Consider the following 15,953-nt stretch of genomic DNA (forward strand, 5'->3'; position numbering starts at 1 on the left):
CGGTGACGGGGCCGAGGGGGCACGGTGAAGGGCGCCTCCCCCGCCGTTGGGCCTCGGGGAGTCCGGGGGACGGTGACGGGGGCCGCGAGCCCGGCACGGTCCGAACGGATCCGAACGCGAGGCCCTAAGCTCCGGGCATGGTGCACGTACTCAGCAGCCGGACGCTGATCCGGCCCACTGATCCCGAGCGCTCCCGCGTCTTCTACGGCGAGCGGCTGCGGCTGCCCGTCTACCGCGAGTTCGGCACGGGCCCCGAACGCGGCACGGTCTACTTCCTCGGAGGCGGCTTCCTGGAGCTGTCGGGCCGCTCCGCGACACCGCCCTCCCCCGGGATCCGGCTGTGGCTCCAGGTCGAGGACCTGGCCGCTGCCCACGACGAGCTGCGGGCCGCCGGGGTCGAGATCGTCCGGCCGCCGGTGCGTGAGCCCTGGGGGCTGATCGAGATGTGGATCGCCGATCCGGACGGCATCCCCCTCGTGCTCGTCGAGGTGCCCGCCGAGCACCCGCTGCGCCACCGGCCGGGCATCTGACGCGTTCCCGGCCGTACGAGTCCCGCTGGCCACCGTCGGTGACCGGGGATAGCGTTCTGGTGGTGGGGGCCGAGCCTTCCCGGAGGAGTGTCATGGAGTTCGACAAGCCGGTGATCGGCGGCCCCTGCTGGGCGGAGCTGGGGACCAGCGACCTGGCGGCGGCCAAGCGGTTCTACGGCGAGGTGTTCGGCTGGCACTGCGACGAGCCGGACGCCCGGCCGGAGCTGCGCGGCTACACCGTCGTGCGCCTGGGGGACGCGGCGGTGGCCGGGCTCGGCCCGCTGTACCGGCCGACCCAGCCGGTCGCCTGGAACGTCTCGTTCGCCGTCGCCGACGCCGACGCGGCCACCAACCGGGTGGCGCAGGCCGGCGGGACGGTGATCCGGGGCCCCATGGACATCTTCGACGAAGGCCGCCGGACGGTGGCGCTCGACCCGTCCGGCGCGGCCTTCCAGATCTGGCAGGCCAAGGACTTCGCCGGGGCCGGGGTGTTCAACCGGCCCGGATCACTGGGCTGGGTCGAGCTGGCGACCAGGGACGTCAAACGGGCCCGGGACTTCTACACCACGGTGTTCGGCTGGAGCGTCAACGCCTCGGAGTGGTACACGCAGTGGGGCATGCACGGCATGGACTTCGGCGGCGTCACCGCGCTGCACGAGCGCTTCCCGGCCGATGTGCCGCCGCACTGGCTGCCCTACTTCGCGGTCGAGGACGTCGACGGGACCGCGGAGGTGGCCACGGGGGCCGGAGCCAGGACCCTCCAGGAACCCGTCAGCGTCGCGCACGGGCCGCGCATCGCGGTGCTGCGCGACCCGCAGGGCGCGGCCTTCGGCGTCTACCAGGCCGGCGACGAGGACTGACGACAAGGACCGCCGGCCGCCGGGCCGCCGGGCCGCGGTCCCCGCGCCCTCAGACCCCGGGGACGCCGGGGCGGCCCTCCAGGCGGGTGAGCAGCTCGCCCAGCAGCTCGGCCAGCTCGCCGCGCCCGTCCCCGTCCAGGGCGCCGAGCACGGTCCGTTCGTACGCCAGCTGGTCCGGCAGCAGACCGTCGACGAGGTCCCGGCCCGCGTCCGTGAGGCGCAGATGGGCGACGCGGCGGTCCCGGGTGTCGCCGCGCCGCTCCACCAGGCCGCGTTCGGTGAGTTGTTTGAGCCGCTTGGTGACGGCGGCGCCCGAGGAGAAGGTCTCACGGGCCAGCTCGCTCGGCGTCAGTTCGTGTCCGGTCCGCCGCAGCGCGCCGAGCAGGTCGAACTCCGGCCTGCTGAGCCCCGCCCGGCGCAGCGGCGCGTCCTCCGCCTGCTGGAGGAGGGCGGCACAGCGGTTGATCCGGCCGATGATCTCCATCGGCGCCGTGTCCAGGTCGGGGTGGACGGCCCGCCACTGCCGGACGACCCCGGCGACGGTGTCGTCCCGGGCGGCGGCGCCCGCCCGAGCCGTGGGAGCGGCCGGGGCGGGACCGGCGGCCGGCGCGGCGGAGTCGGCGGCGGCCGGGGGTTCCGCGGGAATGCGCGCGCGGCCGGCGGGAGCCCGCGGGTCGGCGGGGACGTGCGAGGGGCCGGCGGGCACCGGGGAGTCGGCGGCGACGTGCGCGCGGCCGGCGGGAGCGGGTGCCGGGCCGGTGGCCGGGGACGGTTCCGTGGTCCCGGACGGGGCCGTGGGGTCCGCCTCCGCGGGGCCGGGGCCGCGCGATGTGTCCCCGGGGCCCGCTTCCGTGGGTGCCGGTCCTCCGTTGCTCGCCGTCATGGCCGTGCGTCCTCCGTCGTCCTGCCCGTGCTCGCCGCCGGGGTGTGCAGGCCCAGGCGTCGTACCGTCGCGGCGAGCGTACGGTGTGCCGACTGCTCGGTGAGCACGACCCGCTCCTGGGGCAGGGCGCGCTGCCACCACTCACCCGACGCGGCGTCGACGGTGGCACGCAGATCCACCAGGGCCGCGGCCAGGCTCCGCCGTGCGGACTCCAGCGCGGCGGGCTCGGGCCGGGGTTCGGCGAGCAGCCGCGCGGCCCGCTCGCGGGTGCGGTCGACGGCGCTCAGTGCGTGTCCGACGCGGTCCCCCGCCCGCCGGTTGGTGACGGCCACGGCGGCCACGAAGCCGACCAGCGCGCCGACGACGGTGTCCACGGCCCGCTCGGTCATCAGCTCGCCCGCCGGGTGCTGTCCGGCGAACTCGGTGACGAGCAGCGCCATGGGCGTCACGCAGATGCTGCCGAGCCAGTAGTTGCGGCCCATCAGCGCCTCGGCGCCGAAGTTGAGGGCCACGCACATCAGGACGAGGGCCACGCCGCTGGTGTGGGCGAGCGGCGTGATCGCGGCGAAGACGAGGACGCCGACGAGGTTGCCCACGACGCGCTGGACACCGCGGCTCCAGGTCAGCGTGACGTTCGCCTGGTAGAGGGAGGCCGCGGTGACCAGGGCCCAGTAGGGGCGGCCGATGCCGAGGGCGAGGGAGGCGTACCCGGCGAGCGCGCAGCCCAGCGCGGTCCGCACGGCGATCGGGGTGAGCGGGCCGAGCCGGCTCCACCAGGAGCGGCGCGGGGCGTCGGCCTCGGCGTCCAGGCCGAGTATCTCCTCCGTGGCCGCCGCCGTCTCGCCGGTGTGCGGGACCGGTCCGTTGCCGCGCAGCTCACGTGCCCAGTTCCGCAGCCGCTCCGGATCGGTGTCGACGGGGGCGGCCAGGGCGACCTCGGCGCGGATGACGAGCCGGGCCAGGGCGCGCCGGGAGCGCGACCGGGAGCCGGTCGCCGGCAGCGCCTGCCAGGCGGCCTGCACGGCGGCGGCCGCGGCGGCACGCGTGCGGGCGTGGCCGTCGCCGGTGCCGCCCGTGGCCGCGTACGCGGCGGCGGCGTTCAGCGCCTGCGCGGTGGCGCGGCGTTCCGGGCCGTGCGGGCGCACCAGGCCGGGCGCCATGCCGACCAGCCACGCCCAGGCCGCCGCGGCGGCCGCCAGCCCCATGTGGGCCGGGACCTGTCCGAGCGTCTGCGGGGCGAAGAGGGACGCGGAGCTGATGAAGGTGAGGACGACGTTGCCGGGCGGGCCCACCCGGGTCGCGTCGCACAGGGCCTTCTGCGCCGCGGCCATGACCGCGCCCACGGCGACCAGGACGACGGTGTCGCGGGTGAGCGAGGCGGTGACCAGGGAGATCGCGAGGCCGCCGAGCATGCCGAGCACCACCCAGGCCAGCACCCGGGCGCGGACGGCGTAGGGGCGGTTGTGGGCGTACAGGGCGCAGAGTGACCCCGCCATCGTGTACATGGCGAGGTCGAGCCGGCCGAGGGCGAGCAGTGTGAGGTTCGGCGGCGCGACGGAGATCACCGAGCTGAGTGCGGGCTTGAACCAGATGTCGGAGGGGCGGCCGAGCCGCAGCGCACCGGTGAGCGGGAGGCGCCGGACGGGCCGGCGCGCGGACGAAGGGGGGGTGGGGGCGGGTGTCGGGCTGACGGGCGCACTGCTCATACCCATAAGGTTAGCAGGTGTTTTACTCGTAAAATAATCTCGGGGGCAGTCCTTCAGGTCCGGCTCGGTTCTCCCGCCGCCCGCGCGCTCCCCGCGCACGCTCCCCCTGTACCTCCTTGCGCTCGTGTGCGCACCGAGTGTGGTGGGCATCGCTTGACCGACCGGAGGGCCGCCGATGCGCGGCCCGGACCTGCGAGCGGGAGGTGGGCGGGTGCACGGACCGGCTTCGCCCGGCTGGTTGCTGGTCGCGCTGTGCGCGGCGACCGGGGCCTACTGTCTGCTGCGGATGCGCAGCCCTGTCGAGGAGCAGCGCCGCGCCGCGGGCGGCGAGGCGCTCATGGGCTTCGGGATGGCCGTCATGGCCGTGCCCGCGGCGGTGTTCAGCCCGCCCGCCTGGGCGTGGCCCCTCTACGCGGGGGTGTTCGGCGTCGCGGCGGTGCGCGCGCTGTGGTGGGCGCGCACCAGCGCGCACCACCTGCACCATCTGGTGGGCGCCGCCGCCATGGTCTACATGTCCGTGGCGATGGCCCTCGCGCCGGGTGCCCACCACCACGCGCACGGCGGCTCGGGCGTGCCCGTCATCACCGGCGCGCTGCTGCTGTACTTCGCCGGATACGTCCTGGTGAGCGGCGCACGGCTCGTCCCGGCCACGGCGGGACCGCAGGGCTCCGGCGCCCCCGCGGGCGGCGGCCCGGCCGGCGGGCCATCCGGCTGGGGCGACCGGCCGGAGCTGGCGCAGGCGTGCCGGCTGGCGATGGGGCTGGCGATGGTGGCGATGCTGCTGACCATGTGAGAGCCGTGCCGTGGGTTCCGGACGCGCCGTGGTCTGCGTCACTTGCCGCGTGGACCCGTACCCCTGAGCGGGCGGCCGCTCATAGGGTGATCGCATGATGGTCCCCGCGCTCCTGTTGCTGCTCGGCGCGCTGACCGCCGTCGCCGCGCCCCGACTGCTCGCCCGGGCCGACTGGCCGGACCGTGAGCCGGTGGTCGCGCTGTGGGCGTGGCAGTGCGTGGTGGCCGCCGTCCTGCTGTGCTGCGCGCTGTCGATGGTCCTGAGCGCCGCGGCCGCCTGGCAGGAGGTGCGCGGGCACGTGTTCGCGACGGCTCCGCGCCCGGTGGTGGAGGCGTACGCCCTCGGCGCGGCCGGTGCCTGGGCACCGACGACCGCGGTGGCCCTCGCCTGCGGCGGGGTGTGGAGTGCCGCGATGCTGGTCCGTGAAGTCGTACGGGCCCGTGCGCGCCGCCGCCGGCGCCGCGTCGAACTCCTCGTCCGCGCCCCGCTGTTGCCCGGCGAGGACGCGGGAGCGGAGCGGCTGGTCGTCCTGGAGGGCGAGCGGCCGGAGGCCTGGTGGCTGCCCGGGGCGGCGCCCCGGCTGGTGGTCACGACCGCCGCGCTGCGCCGCCTGAAGGGCCGTCAGCTCGATGCCGTCCTCGCGCACGAGCAGGGTCACGCCCGGGCCCGGCACGACTGGCTGCTGCACTGCTCGGCGGCGCTGGCGGACGGTTTCCCGCAGGTGCCGGTGTTCGCCGCGTTCCGCGACGAGATGCACCGCCTGGTGGAACTCGCCGCCGACGACATGGCCTCGCGCCGCTTCGGCCGGCTGACCACCGCTCTCGCCCTGGTCGAACTCAACGAGGACCGCGGTGTCTTCGGCCCCTGCCCCACCCCGCAGGCGCATGTACCCCACCGGGTGCACCGTCTGCTCACTCCACCGGACCGGCTCACCGCGGCCCGCCGGGTGCGCCTGACGGCCGTGGCCTCGCTCGTGCCGGTGGTCCCGGTGCTGGTGACGCTGGTCCCCGGCCTGCGGGCCCTGGGCTGAGGCGCCCCGGCCCGGCCCGGCGCGGCGCCAGTGGACCCCGCACCCCCGGTTCCCGCACTCCGGATCCGGGGTCCCGTGACCCGGCACCGCGCGTCCGCACGGCCGCGCGCCCCCGCCCCGCCCGCGCTGCCGCCCCTCCGCCCCACCCGCAGGGTCCCCGCACCCCCGGCCCGCATACCACCGCGCTCCGTGCGGCCCTCGGGCTCGGTCTGTGTTCCGCGCTCCTGCTGGTCCTGGTCGCCCTGCGGTGGCACCCGCTGACCGCTCTGGACGCGGCCGTGGCCCGCACGACCCACCGGTGGGCGGTCGGCGATCAAGGCCTCACCCACCTGTGCCGCGTCCTCACCGACTGGGTGTGGGACCCGCTGACCATGCGCCTGCTGTGCGCGGTGAGCGCGGTGTTGCTGGTGTGGCGGCGCGCGGCCTGGTGGACGGCGCTGTGGCTGGTGACGTCGTGCGCCCTCGGCACCCTGCTGCAGCAGGGCCTGAAGGCCGCGGTCGGCCGGCCCCGCCCGGTCTGGCCCGACCCGGTGGACTCCGCCCAGTACGCGGCCTTCCCCTCGGGGCACGCCATGACCGCGACGGTGGTCTGCGGCCTGCTCCTGCGGCTGCTCCACCAGTGCGGCGCCGGACGCGGGCCGCGGCGTACCGTCCTGGTGGTGGCCGGGATCTCGGTCACCGGTGCCGGGCTGACCCGCGTCTGGCTGGGCGTCCACTGGCCCTCCGACGTCCTGGGCGGCTGGCTGCTCGGTGCGGCCGTGGTGGCCGTGGCGTCCGCCCTCCCCAACGGGTGGCCCCCGCGGGCGCGGTGAGCGATGATCACCCCCATGGCCAAAAGCGCTGTGCTCTTCGACTTCTCCGGCACCCTCTTCCGCATCGAGTCCACCGAGTCCTGGCTGCGCGCGGTGCTGGACGCGGCGGATCTGCCGCTCACCGAGCGGGAGTTGACCGAGGCGGCCCGCGGGCTGGAGGAGGCGGGCGCCCTGCCGGGCGGGGCGCCGCCGGTGCGGGTCCCGGAGGAACTGGCCGGGCTGTGGGAGGTCAGGGACCGCAGCGCCGAACAGCACCGCGCCGCGTACACCGGCATGTCCCGTCGAGTGAGCCTGCCCGACCCCGCATTGCACGACGCGCTGTACGACCGGCACCGGACGCCGCAGGCCTGGGCCCCCTACGCCGACGCGCCGGAGGTGCTGCGCACCCTGCGCGAACGCGGTGTCGCGGTGGGCGTGGTGAGCAACATCGGCTGGGACCTGCGCCCGGTGTTCCGCGCCCACGGCCTGGATGCCTATGTCGGCACGTACGTCCTGTCGTACGAGCACGGCATCCAGAAGCCGGACCCGCGGCTGTTCGCGATGGCCTGCGCGGCGCTCGGCGCGGAACCGGAGGACGTGCTGATGGTGGGCGACAGCCGGGAGGCCGACGGCGGCGCGGCGGCCCTGGGGTGCGCGGTGCATTTCGTGGACCACCTGCCGGTCGCGGAGCGCCCGGACGCGCTGCGGCCCGTGCTCGACCTGGCGGGCCGGCCCCGGCCGGGGCGCGCGTGAGGTGGGGACGCGGGCGGTACGGGGCCGGTCCGGACCTGGCCTGTGCCCGGCCCGGAAGGCGTCGTGTCCCGCCGCAGAGAAAGTTGCCTGAGGAAACCAATGGGGTGTGGGGGTGCCCGCCTCGGACGATCCCCCGCGTCGCCCGAGACGGGCGCGCAGTCCGACCACACCCCCGTGACAAGGTCGGCCTGCTCGCGTTGAGTATAGTTGGCTGGCAGCCAGTCAACGCAGGAGTTACAGGATGTCCCCGCGAAGCGCTTCGGTCAATGAAGAGTTGCGCCGGCGTTCCCGGGAGCGGCTGCTGCAGGCGGCGGTCGAACTCGTGGGCGAGCACGGTTACGACGCGACGACCCTCGGGGACATCGCCGACCGCGCGGGTTCGGCGCGCGGCCTGGTCTCGTACTACTTCCCCGGCAAGCGCCAGTTGGTGCAGTCCGCCGTGCACCGTCTGATGCACCGCACGCTGGAGGAGGCCCTGGAGCGCGAACCGCGCACCGAGGACGGCCGCGAGCGGATGGCACGGGCCATCGACGCGATCCTGGGACTGGCCCGCGACCGGCCCGTGCTGATGCGCCAGCACATGGCGGGGATCCTTCAGGCCGAGGGCTTCGTCCAGTGCCCCGAGCAGCAGCGTCTGGCGGTCCTGCTGCGGGACACCGTGGCCCGGCGCGGCTCGGCGGACGTCGACGCCGACTACCCGATGCTGCGGGCCCTGCTGATGGGCGCGGTCTACTCCGCGCTCATCCCCGGAGCGCCCATGCCGGTGCCGCAGCTGCGGGCGGAGCTGTTCGAGCGGTACCGCCTCGGCTGGGAGCTGGGCACGCCCCCGGACGCCGAGGGACCCGGCGGCGGGGCCCGCGGTACGGACGTCTCCCGGTTCTTCGCCACGGGGCGGCACCCGGCGGAGCAGCCGGAGTAGCCGGGCCGCAGCGGTCCCGCGCGACACGCCGCGCTCCGGCCTCGCCGTCCTGTCCCGCCGGGCCGCCGGGTGTCATGCTGGAGTCCTCAGCGCTGTCCTCCGTCCGCACCGGAGTCAGGGGGTTGTGCCGTGCTGCGTGTCGCCGTCGTCGGCTCGGGGCCGAGCGGGTGCTACACCGCTCAGGGCCTCGTCCAGCAGGACCCCTCGGTGTGCGTCGACGTCCTCGACCGGCTGCCCTGCCCGTACGGGCTCGTGCGGTACGGCGTGGCACCGGACCACGAGAAGATCAAGTCCCTGCAGCACGGTCTGCGGGCGGTCCTGGAGCACGAGCGGGTCCGGTTCCTGGGCGGTGTGCCGGTCGGCGGGCCCGGCGGGCTGCCGACCGGCCGGCTGCGGGAGCTGTACCACGCGGTGGTGTACTGCGTGGGCGCCGCGACCGACCGCCGGCTCGGCATCCCCGGCGAGGACCTGCCGGGCTGCTGGTCGGCGACCGAGTTCGTGTCCTGGTACAGCGCCCATCCGGACGCCGTGGACCACGGCTTCCTGCGGGACGTGCGCGACGCCGTGGTCATCGGCGTGGGGAACGTGGCCCTGGACGTCACCCGCATGCTGGCCCGGGGCGTGGCGGAGCTGAGCCCCACCGACCTGCCCGAGGCCGCACTCGCCGCGCTCGCCGGGAGCCGGGTGAGGGAGATCCACATGGTGGGGCGGCGCGGCCCCTCGCAGGCCCGTTTCACCACCAAGGAGCTGCGGGAGCTGAGTTCCCTGCCGGACACCGCTCTCGTCGTCGACCCCGCCGAACTGGCGCTGGACCCGGCCTGGGCGGACCCCTCCGCGCTGCCGGCCGCCCAGCGCCGCAACGTCGAGGTGCTGCGCGGCTGGGCGAGCGCGTCCACGGGCACGGACGCGCCGGGACCTGGCGGCGCCGCGGCCACCGGCACGGGCGCGCGGGAGCCGGCCCGCCGCATCCGGCTGCGTTTCTTCCTCCGTCCCGTCGCGCTGCTCGGCAGGGACGGCCGGGTCGGGGCCGTCCGCTTCGAGCGGACGGTGCCGGACGGGCGGGGCGGGATCACCGGCACCGGGGAGCACGAGGACGTGCCCGCGCAACTGGTGCTGCGGTCGGTGGGCTACCTGGGGGTGCCGCTGGACGGGCTGCCGTTCGACGCGGCCCTCGGCACGGTGCCGCACCGGGAGGGCCGCGTGCTGCGCGACGGGGTCGTGGCGTCCGGGGAGTACGTGGCCGGGTGGATCAAGCGGGGGCCCACGGGGGTCATCGGCACCAACCGGCCGTGCGCCAAGGAGACGGTGGCCTCGCTGCTGGCGGACGCGCCCGCTCTCGTACGGGAGCCGGTGCCCGGCGACGCGGTGGCCGCGCTGCGCGCCGAGGGGTTCGAGCCGGTGCCGTGGGCGGGCTGGCAGGCGATCGAGCGCGCCGAGGCCGAGCTGGGCGCCTCGCTCGGACGCGCCGGTGTGGTCAAGCTGCCCGACTGGCGTTCCCTGCGGGCCGCGGCGCGCACGGCGGCGCCGTAGCGTCTCCCGTCCGGATCAGACCGGCTCAGCCGTCCGCGAGGCGGGCGGCCTGACGGGCGGCGGCGTCGAGCAGGCTGTCGAGCAGACCCGGGAAGAGACGGTCGAGGTCGTCGCGGCGCAGGCCGTTCATCTTCGCCGTGCCCCGGTAGACCTGACGGACGACACCGGCCTCGCGCAGGACCCGGAAGTGGTGCGTGGTGGTCGACTTGCTGACGGGCAGGTCGAAGTACGAACAGGACAACTCGTCTCCCTCCGCGGCGAGTTCGCGCACGATCCGCAGCCGCACGGGCTCGGACAGCGCGTGCAGCACGTGCTCCAGACGGATCTCCTCCCGCCCGGGGTGCGGAAGATCGCGGCTGCCGGCGGCGGGGACGGGGGCGGTGGTCACGGCGGCTCCACTTCGTACGAGAGTCCTCATTCTACGAGCACCGTCGTAGTTTGACAGTCACCGTACTACGAGAGTTATCGTACAAGCCTGTCCCTCGGTCCCGTGACGAATGGAGCCCGCCGTGAGTGCGCTCTTCGAGCCCTACACCCTGCGCGAAGTGACGATCCCCAACCGGGTCTGGATGCCCCCGATGTGCCAGTACTCGGCGGCGCCCGAGGGCCCCTCGGCCGGTGTGCCGGGCGACTGGCACTTCGCGCACTACGCGGCCCGGGCGGCGGGCGGCACGGGCCTGATCATCGTGGAGGCCACGGCGGTGTCGCCGGAGGGCCGGATCTCCCCGTACGACCTCGGCATCTGGAACGACGCCCAGGTCGAGGCGTTCCGCCGGATCACCGGCTTCCTGCGCGCACAGGGCACGGTGGCGGCGGTCCAGCTCGCGCACAGCGGACGCAAGGCCTCCACCGAGCGGCCGTGGAAGGGCGGGGCACCGGTCGGACCGGAGGCGCACGGCTGGCAGCCCGTCGCCCCGAGCGCGGTGCCCTTCGAAGAGGGCCACCCGGTCCCGCACGAGCTGACCGTCGAGGAGATCCAGCAGATCGTCGGGCAGTTCGCGGCCGCGGCGCGCCGGGCCCTCACCGCCGGCTTCGAGATCGCCGAGATCCACGGCGCGCACGGCTACCTGATCAACGAGTTCCTGTCCCCGCACTCCAACCGCCGTACCGACGCCTACGGCGGCTCCTACGAGAACCGGGTGCGCTTCGCGCTGGAGGTCGTCGACGCCGTGCGGGCGGTGTGGCCGGACGACAAGCCGCTGTTCTTCCGCATCTCCGCCACCGACTGGCTGGAGGAGAACGGCTGGACGGCCGACGACACGGTCCGCTTCGCGGCTCAGCTGCACACCCACGGCATCGACCTGCTCGACGTCTCCACCGGCGGCAACGCCTCCGCCGTCCGCATCCCGACGGGCCCCGGCTACCAGGTGCCGTTCGCGGCCCGGGTGAAGGCGGAGACGCCCATGCCGGTGGCCGCGGTCGGCCTGATCACCGAGGCCGGGCAGGCCGAGAAGATCCTCGCCAACGGCGAGGCGGACGCGGTCCTGCTCGGCCGCGAGCTGCTGCGCAACCCGTCCTGGGCCCGCCACGCCGCCCGCGAGCTGGGCGCCACGGTGCACGTGCCCGACCAGTACCACCGGTCGGTCTGAGCCCCGGCGGCAGACCGCCGGGCGGGGCGGCCGGACGCGGCTACCGGGCGGCCCGCGGAAGGGTGCTGCCCGGCCGTCCGGCGAGGAGGGCTCGGCGGGTCCGCCTAGCAGGAGTGCCGGGCCGTGCGCGGAGGACCGCTCGGCGGCTCCGCTGAGCGGGGCGGGGGCCGAGGGGGCCGGGTGGAGTCGTCAGCGTGCGCGTCCCGCTGCCCGCTCGGGCTCCGCCGCGTCCCTTCGGGCGTAGCGCATGACCGTCTCCTCCAGCCGCGGCAGCGCCCGTTGGCCCGCCAGGGCCAGGGCGATGGCCGCCGCGACGCCGGCCCAGGCGAGCGGGCCCAGGGGGGTGCAGCCGAAGAGATGGCTGACGCCCGGTGTCTGGACCACGGCGACGAGAGCGGCCGCGGAGCCCAGCGAGGTCAGCCGCACCAGCGGGCTGCCGCGGCGGTCGAGCAGCGTCTGGGCGAGCTGGGTGCCGACCACACCGCACAGCGCCATCGTGCCGACGCGGCGCGCGGTGCCCGGGGTGAAGCGTCCGATCAGCCAGGCGGTGACCGCGCCCAGGCAGGTGGTCAGGGCCCGGTGGCGGATCTGCCGGACGAGCGGCTCGCCCAGCACCCCGCCCGCCGCGTCCTCGGGGGAGGCGGCCCGCGCCGCGTCCTCCTTCGGTGTCACCGCCACCGCCATGGCCGGGAAGAGGTCGGTGAACAGGTTCACCATGAGCATCTGACGGGTGGACAGCGGAGCCCGGCCCGACAGCAGCGTGCCGAGGATCCCGAAACCGACCTCGCCCGCGTTGCCGCCGATCAGGATGGCGATGGCGTCCGCGACGCTGTGCCACAGCGCGCGGCCCTCGCCGATGGCGTCGATCAGGACGGTGAGGTCGTCGGCGGTCAGGACGATGTCGGCGGCGTTGCGGGCGGCGGCCGAGCCCCGTGCGTTGATGCCCACGCCGATGTCCGCGGCGCGGATCGCCGCCGCGTCGTTGGCGCCGTCGCCGACCATGCCCACCACCCGGCCCGCGTCCCGCAGCGCCTCCACGACCTGCAGCTTCTGCTCGGGCGCCACACGGGCCACCACACCCGCGTCGCGCAGCATCCGGGCCCGTGCGACGCGGTCGGCGGCGGCCAGTTCGTCCCCGGTGACCACGACCGTGTCCTGCGGCCAGCCCAGTTCGGTGGCGATGGCCCGCGCGGTCTGCGGGTGGTCGCCGGTGAGCATGACCGGCCGTACACCCTCTTCGTGCAGGCCCTGCACCAGGGCCATGGAGGTCTCACGCGGCACGTCCGACAGCGCCAGCAGACCCGCGAACTCCAGCTCGGCCAGCGGCTGTTCGAGTACGTCCGTCTCCCGCTCCCCTGCGGCGAGCCGCCGCCGGGCGACGGCGAGGACGCGCAGCCCGTCGCCCGCGAGCGACTGCGCGGCGCCCGAGGCGTGCGCGGGCAGCCCCGGGCAGGCGGGCAGGACCGTCTCCGGAGCGCCCTTGACCACCAGCACCCGCGGCCCGTTCCCGCTGCGGCCGACGGCCGCCGCGTACCCGCGCCCGGCCTCGAAGTCGAGGCCTTCGAGCTGCGTCCAGTCCGGGTCGGGGCCCGCCGCGTCCAGGACGGCCTCGTCGGTGGCGTGCACCGGCCGGCCCGCTCCGCCGTCCGCGTCGGTGCCGCCGTTCGCACTGCCGTTCCCGCGGGGGCAGGCGCGAGCCGCCGCCCGGACCGTGTCGGCGGCGGCCTCGTCGTCCACCGGGTGGATCACGCCGTCCGTGGCGCAGACCCGCACCAGCCGCAGCCGGTTCTCGGTGAGCGTGCCCGTCTTGTCGAAGCAGAGGGTGTCCATCCGGCCGAGCGCCTCCAGCGTGCGCGGGGTGCGCACGAGCACGCCGTCACGGCTGAGCCGGCGGGCCGCCGCGAGCTGCGCCACCGTGGCCACCAGCGGCAGGCCCTCGGGCACGGCGGCCACCGCGACGGCCACTCCCCCGCTGACCGCGTCCCGCACGGGCGTGCCGCGCAGCAGTGCCAGACCGGTCACCGCCGCCCCGCCGGAGAGCGTCAACGGCAGGGCCTTGCGGGTGAGTTCCTGCAACCGGGCCTGCACACCGGCGGCGGGCGGCGTCCGGGCGGCGAGGTGCACGGCGCGCGCGGCCTCGGTGTCCTCACCGGTGTCCACGACGACGGCGCGGGCCTGCCCTGCCACCACGGTCGTGCCCTCGAAGACCATGCAGAGCCGGTCGGCGACGACGGCGTGCGGGGTCGGCGCGGTCTGCTTCTGCACCGGCAGCGACTCACCGGTCAGCGCGGACTCGTCGACCTCCAGGCCCTCCTCCCACAGCAGGCGGGCGTCGGCGGGCACGACGTCGTCCGCCTTGAGTTCGATCACGTCGCCCGGCCGCAGCCGGCCCGCCTCCACGGTGCGGGTGCCGCCGGCCGGCGCCTCGGCGGGGGGCGGCGCGAGCCGGGCCTTGCGCTTCTGGTCGGCGAGCAGGCCCGACAGGGCCCGCTCGGCGCGCAGCCGCTGAACCCCGCCGACCAGCGCGTTCAGGTCGAGGGCGCCGACCACGAGCAGCGCGTCCATGACCGAGCCGAGGATGGCCGAGGCCGCCGAGCCGACCGCGAGGACCGGAGTGAGCGGATCCCGCAGTTCGCCCCGCACGGCCCGGCCCAGCTCGTACGTCCAGCGTGCCGGGGCGAGCACGGGATGCCGCAGGGCCTGCCCGGCCGTGCCGCGCACCCTCGCGGTGGCCGCCTCCAGCGGGGTCGGTACGGCCGGCTCCTCGTGGGCGAGCCGTTCCCGGGCCTCGTCCGAGGGCAGTTCGTGCCAGTGCACGCGCGGACGCGGGTGCGGCGCACGGGCCACGGCCACACCGAGGGCGGCGCGCGCCCCGGAGACCAGGGCGACGGCCGCGCTCAGGTCGACCGGCGCGTGCCGCAGCCCGGGCAGGACGGCGAGGCGCCCGCGGCCCCTGCCGGACTCGCCCACGGCGACGAGCAGTCCGGACAGCGCGGCGCCCGAGCGGGCCAGGGTCTGCGCCCGGCGGCCGACCGTGCGCGCGGCGGGGACCGCCTTCAGCAGCCGCCACACGTCGGGCAGACCGTGCAGGGCCAGGATGTCGGCGTCCCAGAAGACGGCCGAGTCGCGGTCCGTGAGCGCGACCGCGATGTCGCTGCCGGTCAGCCCGGCCAGGACGCCGTGCTCGTCGGCCGATCCGACGCGGGCGACCGTCAGCACCGCGCCGGCGTCCTCCTCGGCGCGCAGCCCGTACACCACGTCGTCCAGCGGGCGCCGGGCGTCCACGACCTGGTCGGCCAGGGCGGTGAGATCCTCCAGGGCGGGGTCGTCGACGACCACGACCCGCAGTCCGGCCCGGCGGGCCGCGTCGAGCACGGGTTCGGCCCACGGGTCGGCTTCGCCGTCCGCGGTGCGCAGCGCGCTGGGGTGGAGGACGACGGTGCCCGCCATCTCCAGCTGGCGGGCCCGCTCGGGGTCGCGGACCAGGACGCCGGTGCGGGCCAGTGCGGCGCCGAGCACCGCGTGGAAGACGGCGGGCCCGTAGCGCGCGGCTTTCGGCGAGCCGGCGAGCACCGCCTCGGCGGCCTCGGCGGCGTCGTGCTTGACCAGCAGGGTCACGGCCGCGCCCACCAGGCTGCCCGCGGAGGCGTGCCGTGCGTACTCCTGGGCGGGCGAGACGCGCAGCGGCGGGCGGGGCGGTCCGCCGGTCCCGGCGAGACTGAGCCGTCCGGGCGAGCAGAGCTGGTCGTGCACCGTGTCGAAGGCCGCCGAACGGGCCACGGTCTCGGCCAGCTGGCAGCCGCGCAGCGCACCGTCGAGCACCAGCGCGGCGGGGGTCTGGCCCGTGCCGTGGGCGACGGCGTTCGCACCGGCCAGCAGGAGGTCCATCCGTGCGTCGCCGAGCCGGCCCCGCAGCCAGGCACGGAAGCGCGGGTTCTCCCGGAGCAGTGTCACCACGGCGGTGACCAGCCGGGGCGAGGGCGGCAGGTGCAGGGCGGACGCGGTGAGGGCCACGGCGATGCCGAGCGCGTCGGCGGCCAGCGTGGCCGCCGCCGCCCGCACTCCGGCGGGATCGGCCGGGTGCGTCGGTTCCTCGGGGTCGCCGCCGTCGAGGACCAGGCCGTGCCGGGCGGCCAGGTCGGCCGCGTGGTCCACTACGCGCTCGGCCGCCTCGTCCTCCGTCGCGGTCACCACCAGCCGGGCGAGGCCCTCGTCCCAGTAGGCGAAGAGCACATCGGGCCGCTCGGCCAGCGCGACGGCCACCCGGCGTGCCAGGTGGTCCCTTCCGCCGGCCCGCCGGACCCGCTCCGGTTCGGCGGTGCGCAGCGCCAGGTGGGCCCGGGTGCCGGAACGCCAGTGGCCGTGCGCGCCGGGGAGCGCGTTGCGGGCGACCCGCACGACCCGCGCCGCCGTGTCCGCGCCGCGCACACCGGCGCGCGCGGTCCCGGCAAGCGCCCCGGCCGCCGCACCGATCGCCGGTGCGGCGGCGCGCGCCAGCAGTTCGGGGGCCGCCGGCAGCAGCCGGGCGGCGGCCGAAGGAGCCGTGAGGAGTCCGAGCACCATGACACA

Annotated in this window: 13 protein-coding genes; 9 read left to right on the forward strand and 4 right to left on the reverse strand. The window is 76.2% G+C overall.

Going from position 1 to position 15,953, the window contains the following annotated elements:
* Nucleotides 1-137: 137 nt before the first annotated feature.
* Both IG64_RS11200 and IG64_RS11205 read left to right on the forward strand, forming a co-directional pair.
* Nucleotides 138-530 (forward strand): VOC family protein, encoded by a 393-nt coding sequence (locus IG64_RS11200; RefSeq protein WP_037854656.1) that lies wholly within the window; start codon nt 138-140, stop codon nt 528-530.
* A gap of 92 nt (nt 531-622) precedes the next feature.
* Entirely contained in the window at nt 623-1,390 is a 768-nt protein-coding gene (locus IG64_RS11205) for a VOC family protein (protein ID WP_037854658.1), read from the forward strand.
* Between the two features lie 49 nt (nt 1,391-1,439).
* Here IG64_RS11205 and IG64_RS11210 read toward each other — a convergent pair whose 3' ends face one another.
* Nucleotides 1,440-2,036 (reverse strand): MarR family winged helix-turn-helix transcriptional regulator, encoded by a 597-nt coding sequence (locus tag IG64_RS11210; protein WP_037854787.1) that lies wholly within the window; start codon nt 2,034-2,036, stop codon nt 1,440-1,442.
* Nucleotides 2,037-2,269: 233 nt separating this feature from the next.
* Nucleotides 2,270-3,979, reverse strand: coding sequence for an FUSC family protein (locus IG64_RS11215; protein ID WP_037854659.1), 1,710 nt, complete (start codon nt 3,977-3,979; stop codon nt 2,270-2,272).
* Between the two features lie 211 nt (nt 3,980-4,190).
* On the opposite strand from IG64_RS11215, the gene IG64_RS11220 reads away from it, so the two are divergent.
* The 6 genes from IG64_RS11220 (at nt 4,191) to IG64_RS11245 (ending at nt 9,795) form a co-directional block, all read left to right on the forward strand.
* Nucleotides 4,191-4,772, forward strand: a complete 582-nt coding sequence (locus tag IG64_RS11220; RefSeq protein ID WP_037854660.1) for a DUF5134 domain-containing protein — start codon at nt 4,191-4,193, stop codon at nt 4,770-4,772.
* Between the two features lie 94 nt (nt 4,773-4,866).
* Complete coding sequence (locus IG64_RS11225) at nt 4,867-5,802, forward strand: M56 family metallopeptidase (RefSeq protein ID WP_037854662.1); 936 nt, start codon at nt 4,867-4,869, stop codon at nt 5,800-5,802.
* 209 nt (nt 5,803-6,011) lie between these two features.
* On the forward strand, nt 6,012-6,614 hold the full coding sequence (locus tag IG64_RS11230) for a phosphatase PAP2 family protein (RefSeq protein ID WP_037854789.1): 603 nt from the start codon (nt 6,012-6,014) through the stop codon (nt 6,612-6,614).
* Nucleotides 6,615-6,629: 15 nt separating this feature from the next.
* Nucleotides 6,630-7,346 carry an HAD family hydrolase gene (locus tag IG64_RS11235; RefSeq protein ID WP_037854663.1) on the forward strand — a complete coding sequence of 239 codons (717 nt, stop codon included), beginning with the start codon at nt 6,630-6,632 and terminating at the stop codon, nt 7,344-7,346.
* Nucleotides 7,347-7,587: 241 nt separating this feature from the next.
* Entirely contained in the window at nt 7,588-8,265 is a 678-nt protein-coding gene (locus tag IG64_RS11240) for a TetR/AcrR family transcriptional regulator (RefSeq protein ID WP_037854665.1), read from the forward strand.
* A gap of 129 nt (nt 8,266-8,394) precedes the next feature.
* On the forward strand, nt 8,395-9,795 hold the full coding sequence (locus IG64_RS11245; RefSeq protein WP_037854666.1) for an FAD-dependent oxidoreductase: 1,401 nt from the start codon (nt 8,395-8,397) through the stop codon (nt 9,793-9,795).
* 25 nt (nt 9,796-9,820) lie between these two features.
* On the opposite strand, the gene IG64_RS11250 is transcribed toward IG64_RS11245, so the two are convergent.
* Nucleotides 9,821-10,183 carry an ArsR/SmtB family transcription factor gene (locus IG64_RS11250; protein WP_037854669.1) on the reverse strand — a complete coding sequence of 121 codons (363 nt, stop codon included), beginning with the start codon at nt 10,181-10,183 and terminating at the stop codon, nt 9,821-9,823.
* A gap of 121 nt (nt 10,184-10,304) precedes the next feature.
* Between IG64_RS11250 and IG64_RS11255 the strand changes: the two genes are divergently transcribed.
* The gene (locus IG64_RS11255; RefSeq protein ID WP_037854792.1) at nt 10,305-11,384 is read left to right on the forward strand and encodes an NADH:flavin oxidoreductase/NADH oxidase; all 1,080 of its coding nucleotides are present in this window, start codon (nt 10,305-10,307) and stop codon (nt 11,382-11,384) included.
* A gap of 189 nt (nt 11,385-11,573) precedes the next feature.
* On the opposite strand, the gene IG64_RS11260 is transcribed toward IG64_RS11255, so the two are convergent.
* Nucleotides 11,574-15,947, reverse strand: a complete 4,374-nt coding sequence (locus IG64_RS11260; protein WP_199811569.1) for a cation-translocating P-type ATPase — start codon at nt 15,945-15,947, stop codon at nt 11,574-11,576.
* Nucleotides 15,948-15,953 lie beyond the last annotated feature (6 nt).

This window comes from Streptomyces sp. NRRL S-340 (assembly GCF_000720185.1).
In the GTDB taxonomy this organism is placed as follows: domain Bacteria; phylum Actinomycetota; class Actinomycetes; order Streptomycetales; family Streptomycetaceae; genus Streptomyces.

Coding starts and splice junctions, on each gene's coding strand:
- IG64_RS11200 (WP_037854656.1), top strand. CDS start 138: ATGGTGCACGTACTCAGCAGCCGGACGCTGATCCGGCCCACTGATCCC.
- IG64_RS11205 (WP_037854658.1), top strand. CDS start 623: ATGGAGTTCGACAAGCCGGTGATCGGCGGCCCCTGCTGGGCGGAGCTG.
- IG64_RS11215 (WP_037854659.1), bottom strand. CDS start 3,979: ATGAGCAGTGCGCCCGTCAGCCCGACACCCGCCCCCACCCCCCCTTCG.
- IG64_RS11225 (WP_037854662.1), top strand. CDS start 4,867: ATGATGGTCCCCGCGCTCCTGTTGCTGCTCGGCGCGCTGACCGCCGTC.
- IG64_RS11235 (WP_037854663.1), top strand. CDS start 6,630: ATGGCCAAAAGCGCTGTGCTCTTCGACTTCTCCGGCACCCTCTTCCGC.
- IG64_RS11240 (WP_037854665.1), top strand. CDS start 7,588: ATGTCCCCGCGAAGCGCTTCGGTCAATGAAGAGTTGCGCCGGCGTTCC.
- IG64_RS11260 (WP_199811569.1), bottom strand. CDS start 15,947: ATGGTGCTCGGACTCCTCACGGCTCCTTCGGCCGCCGCCCGGCTGCTG.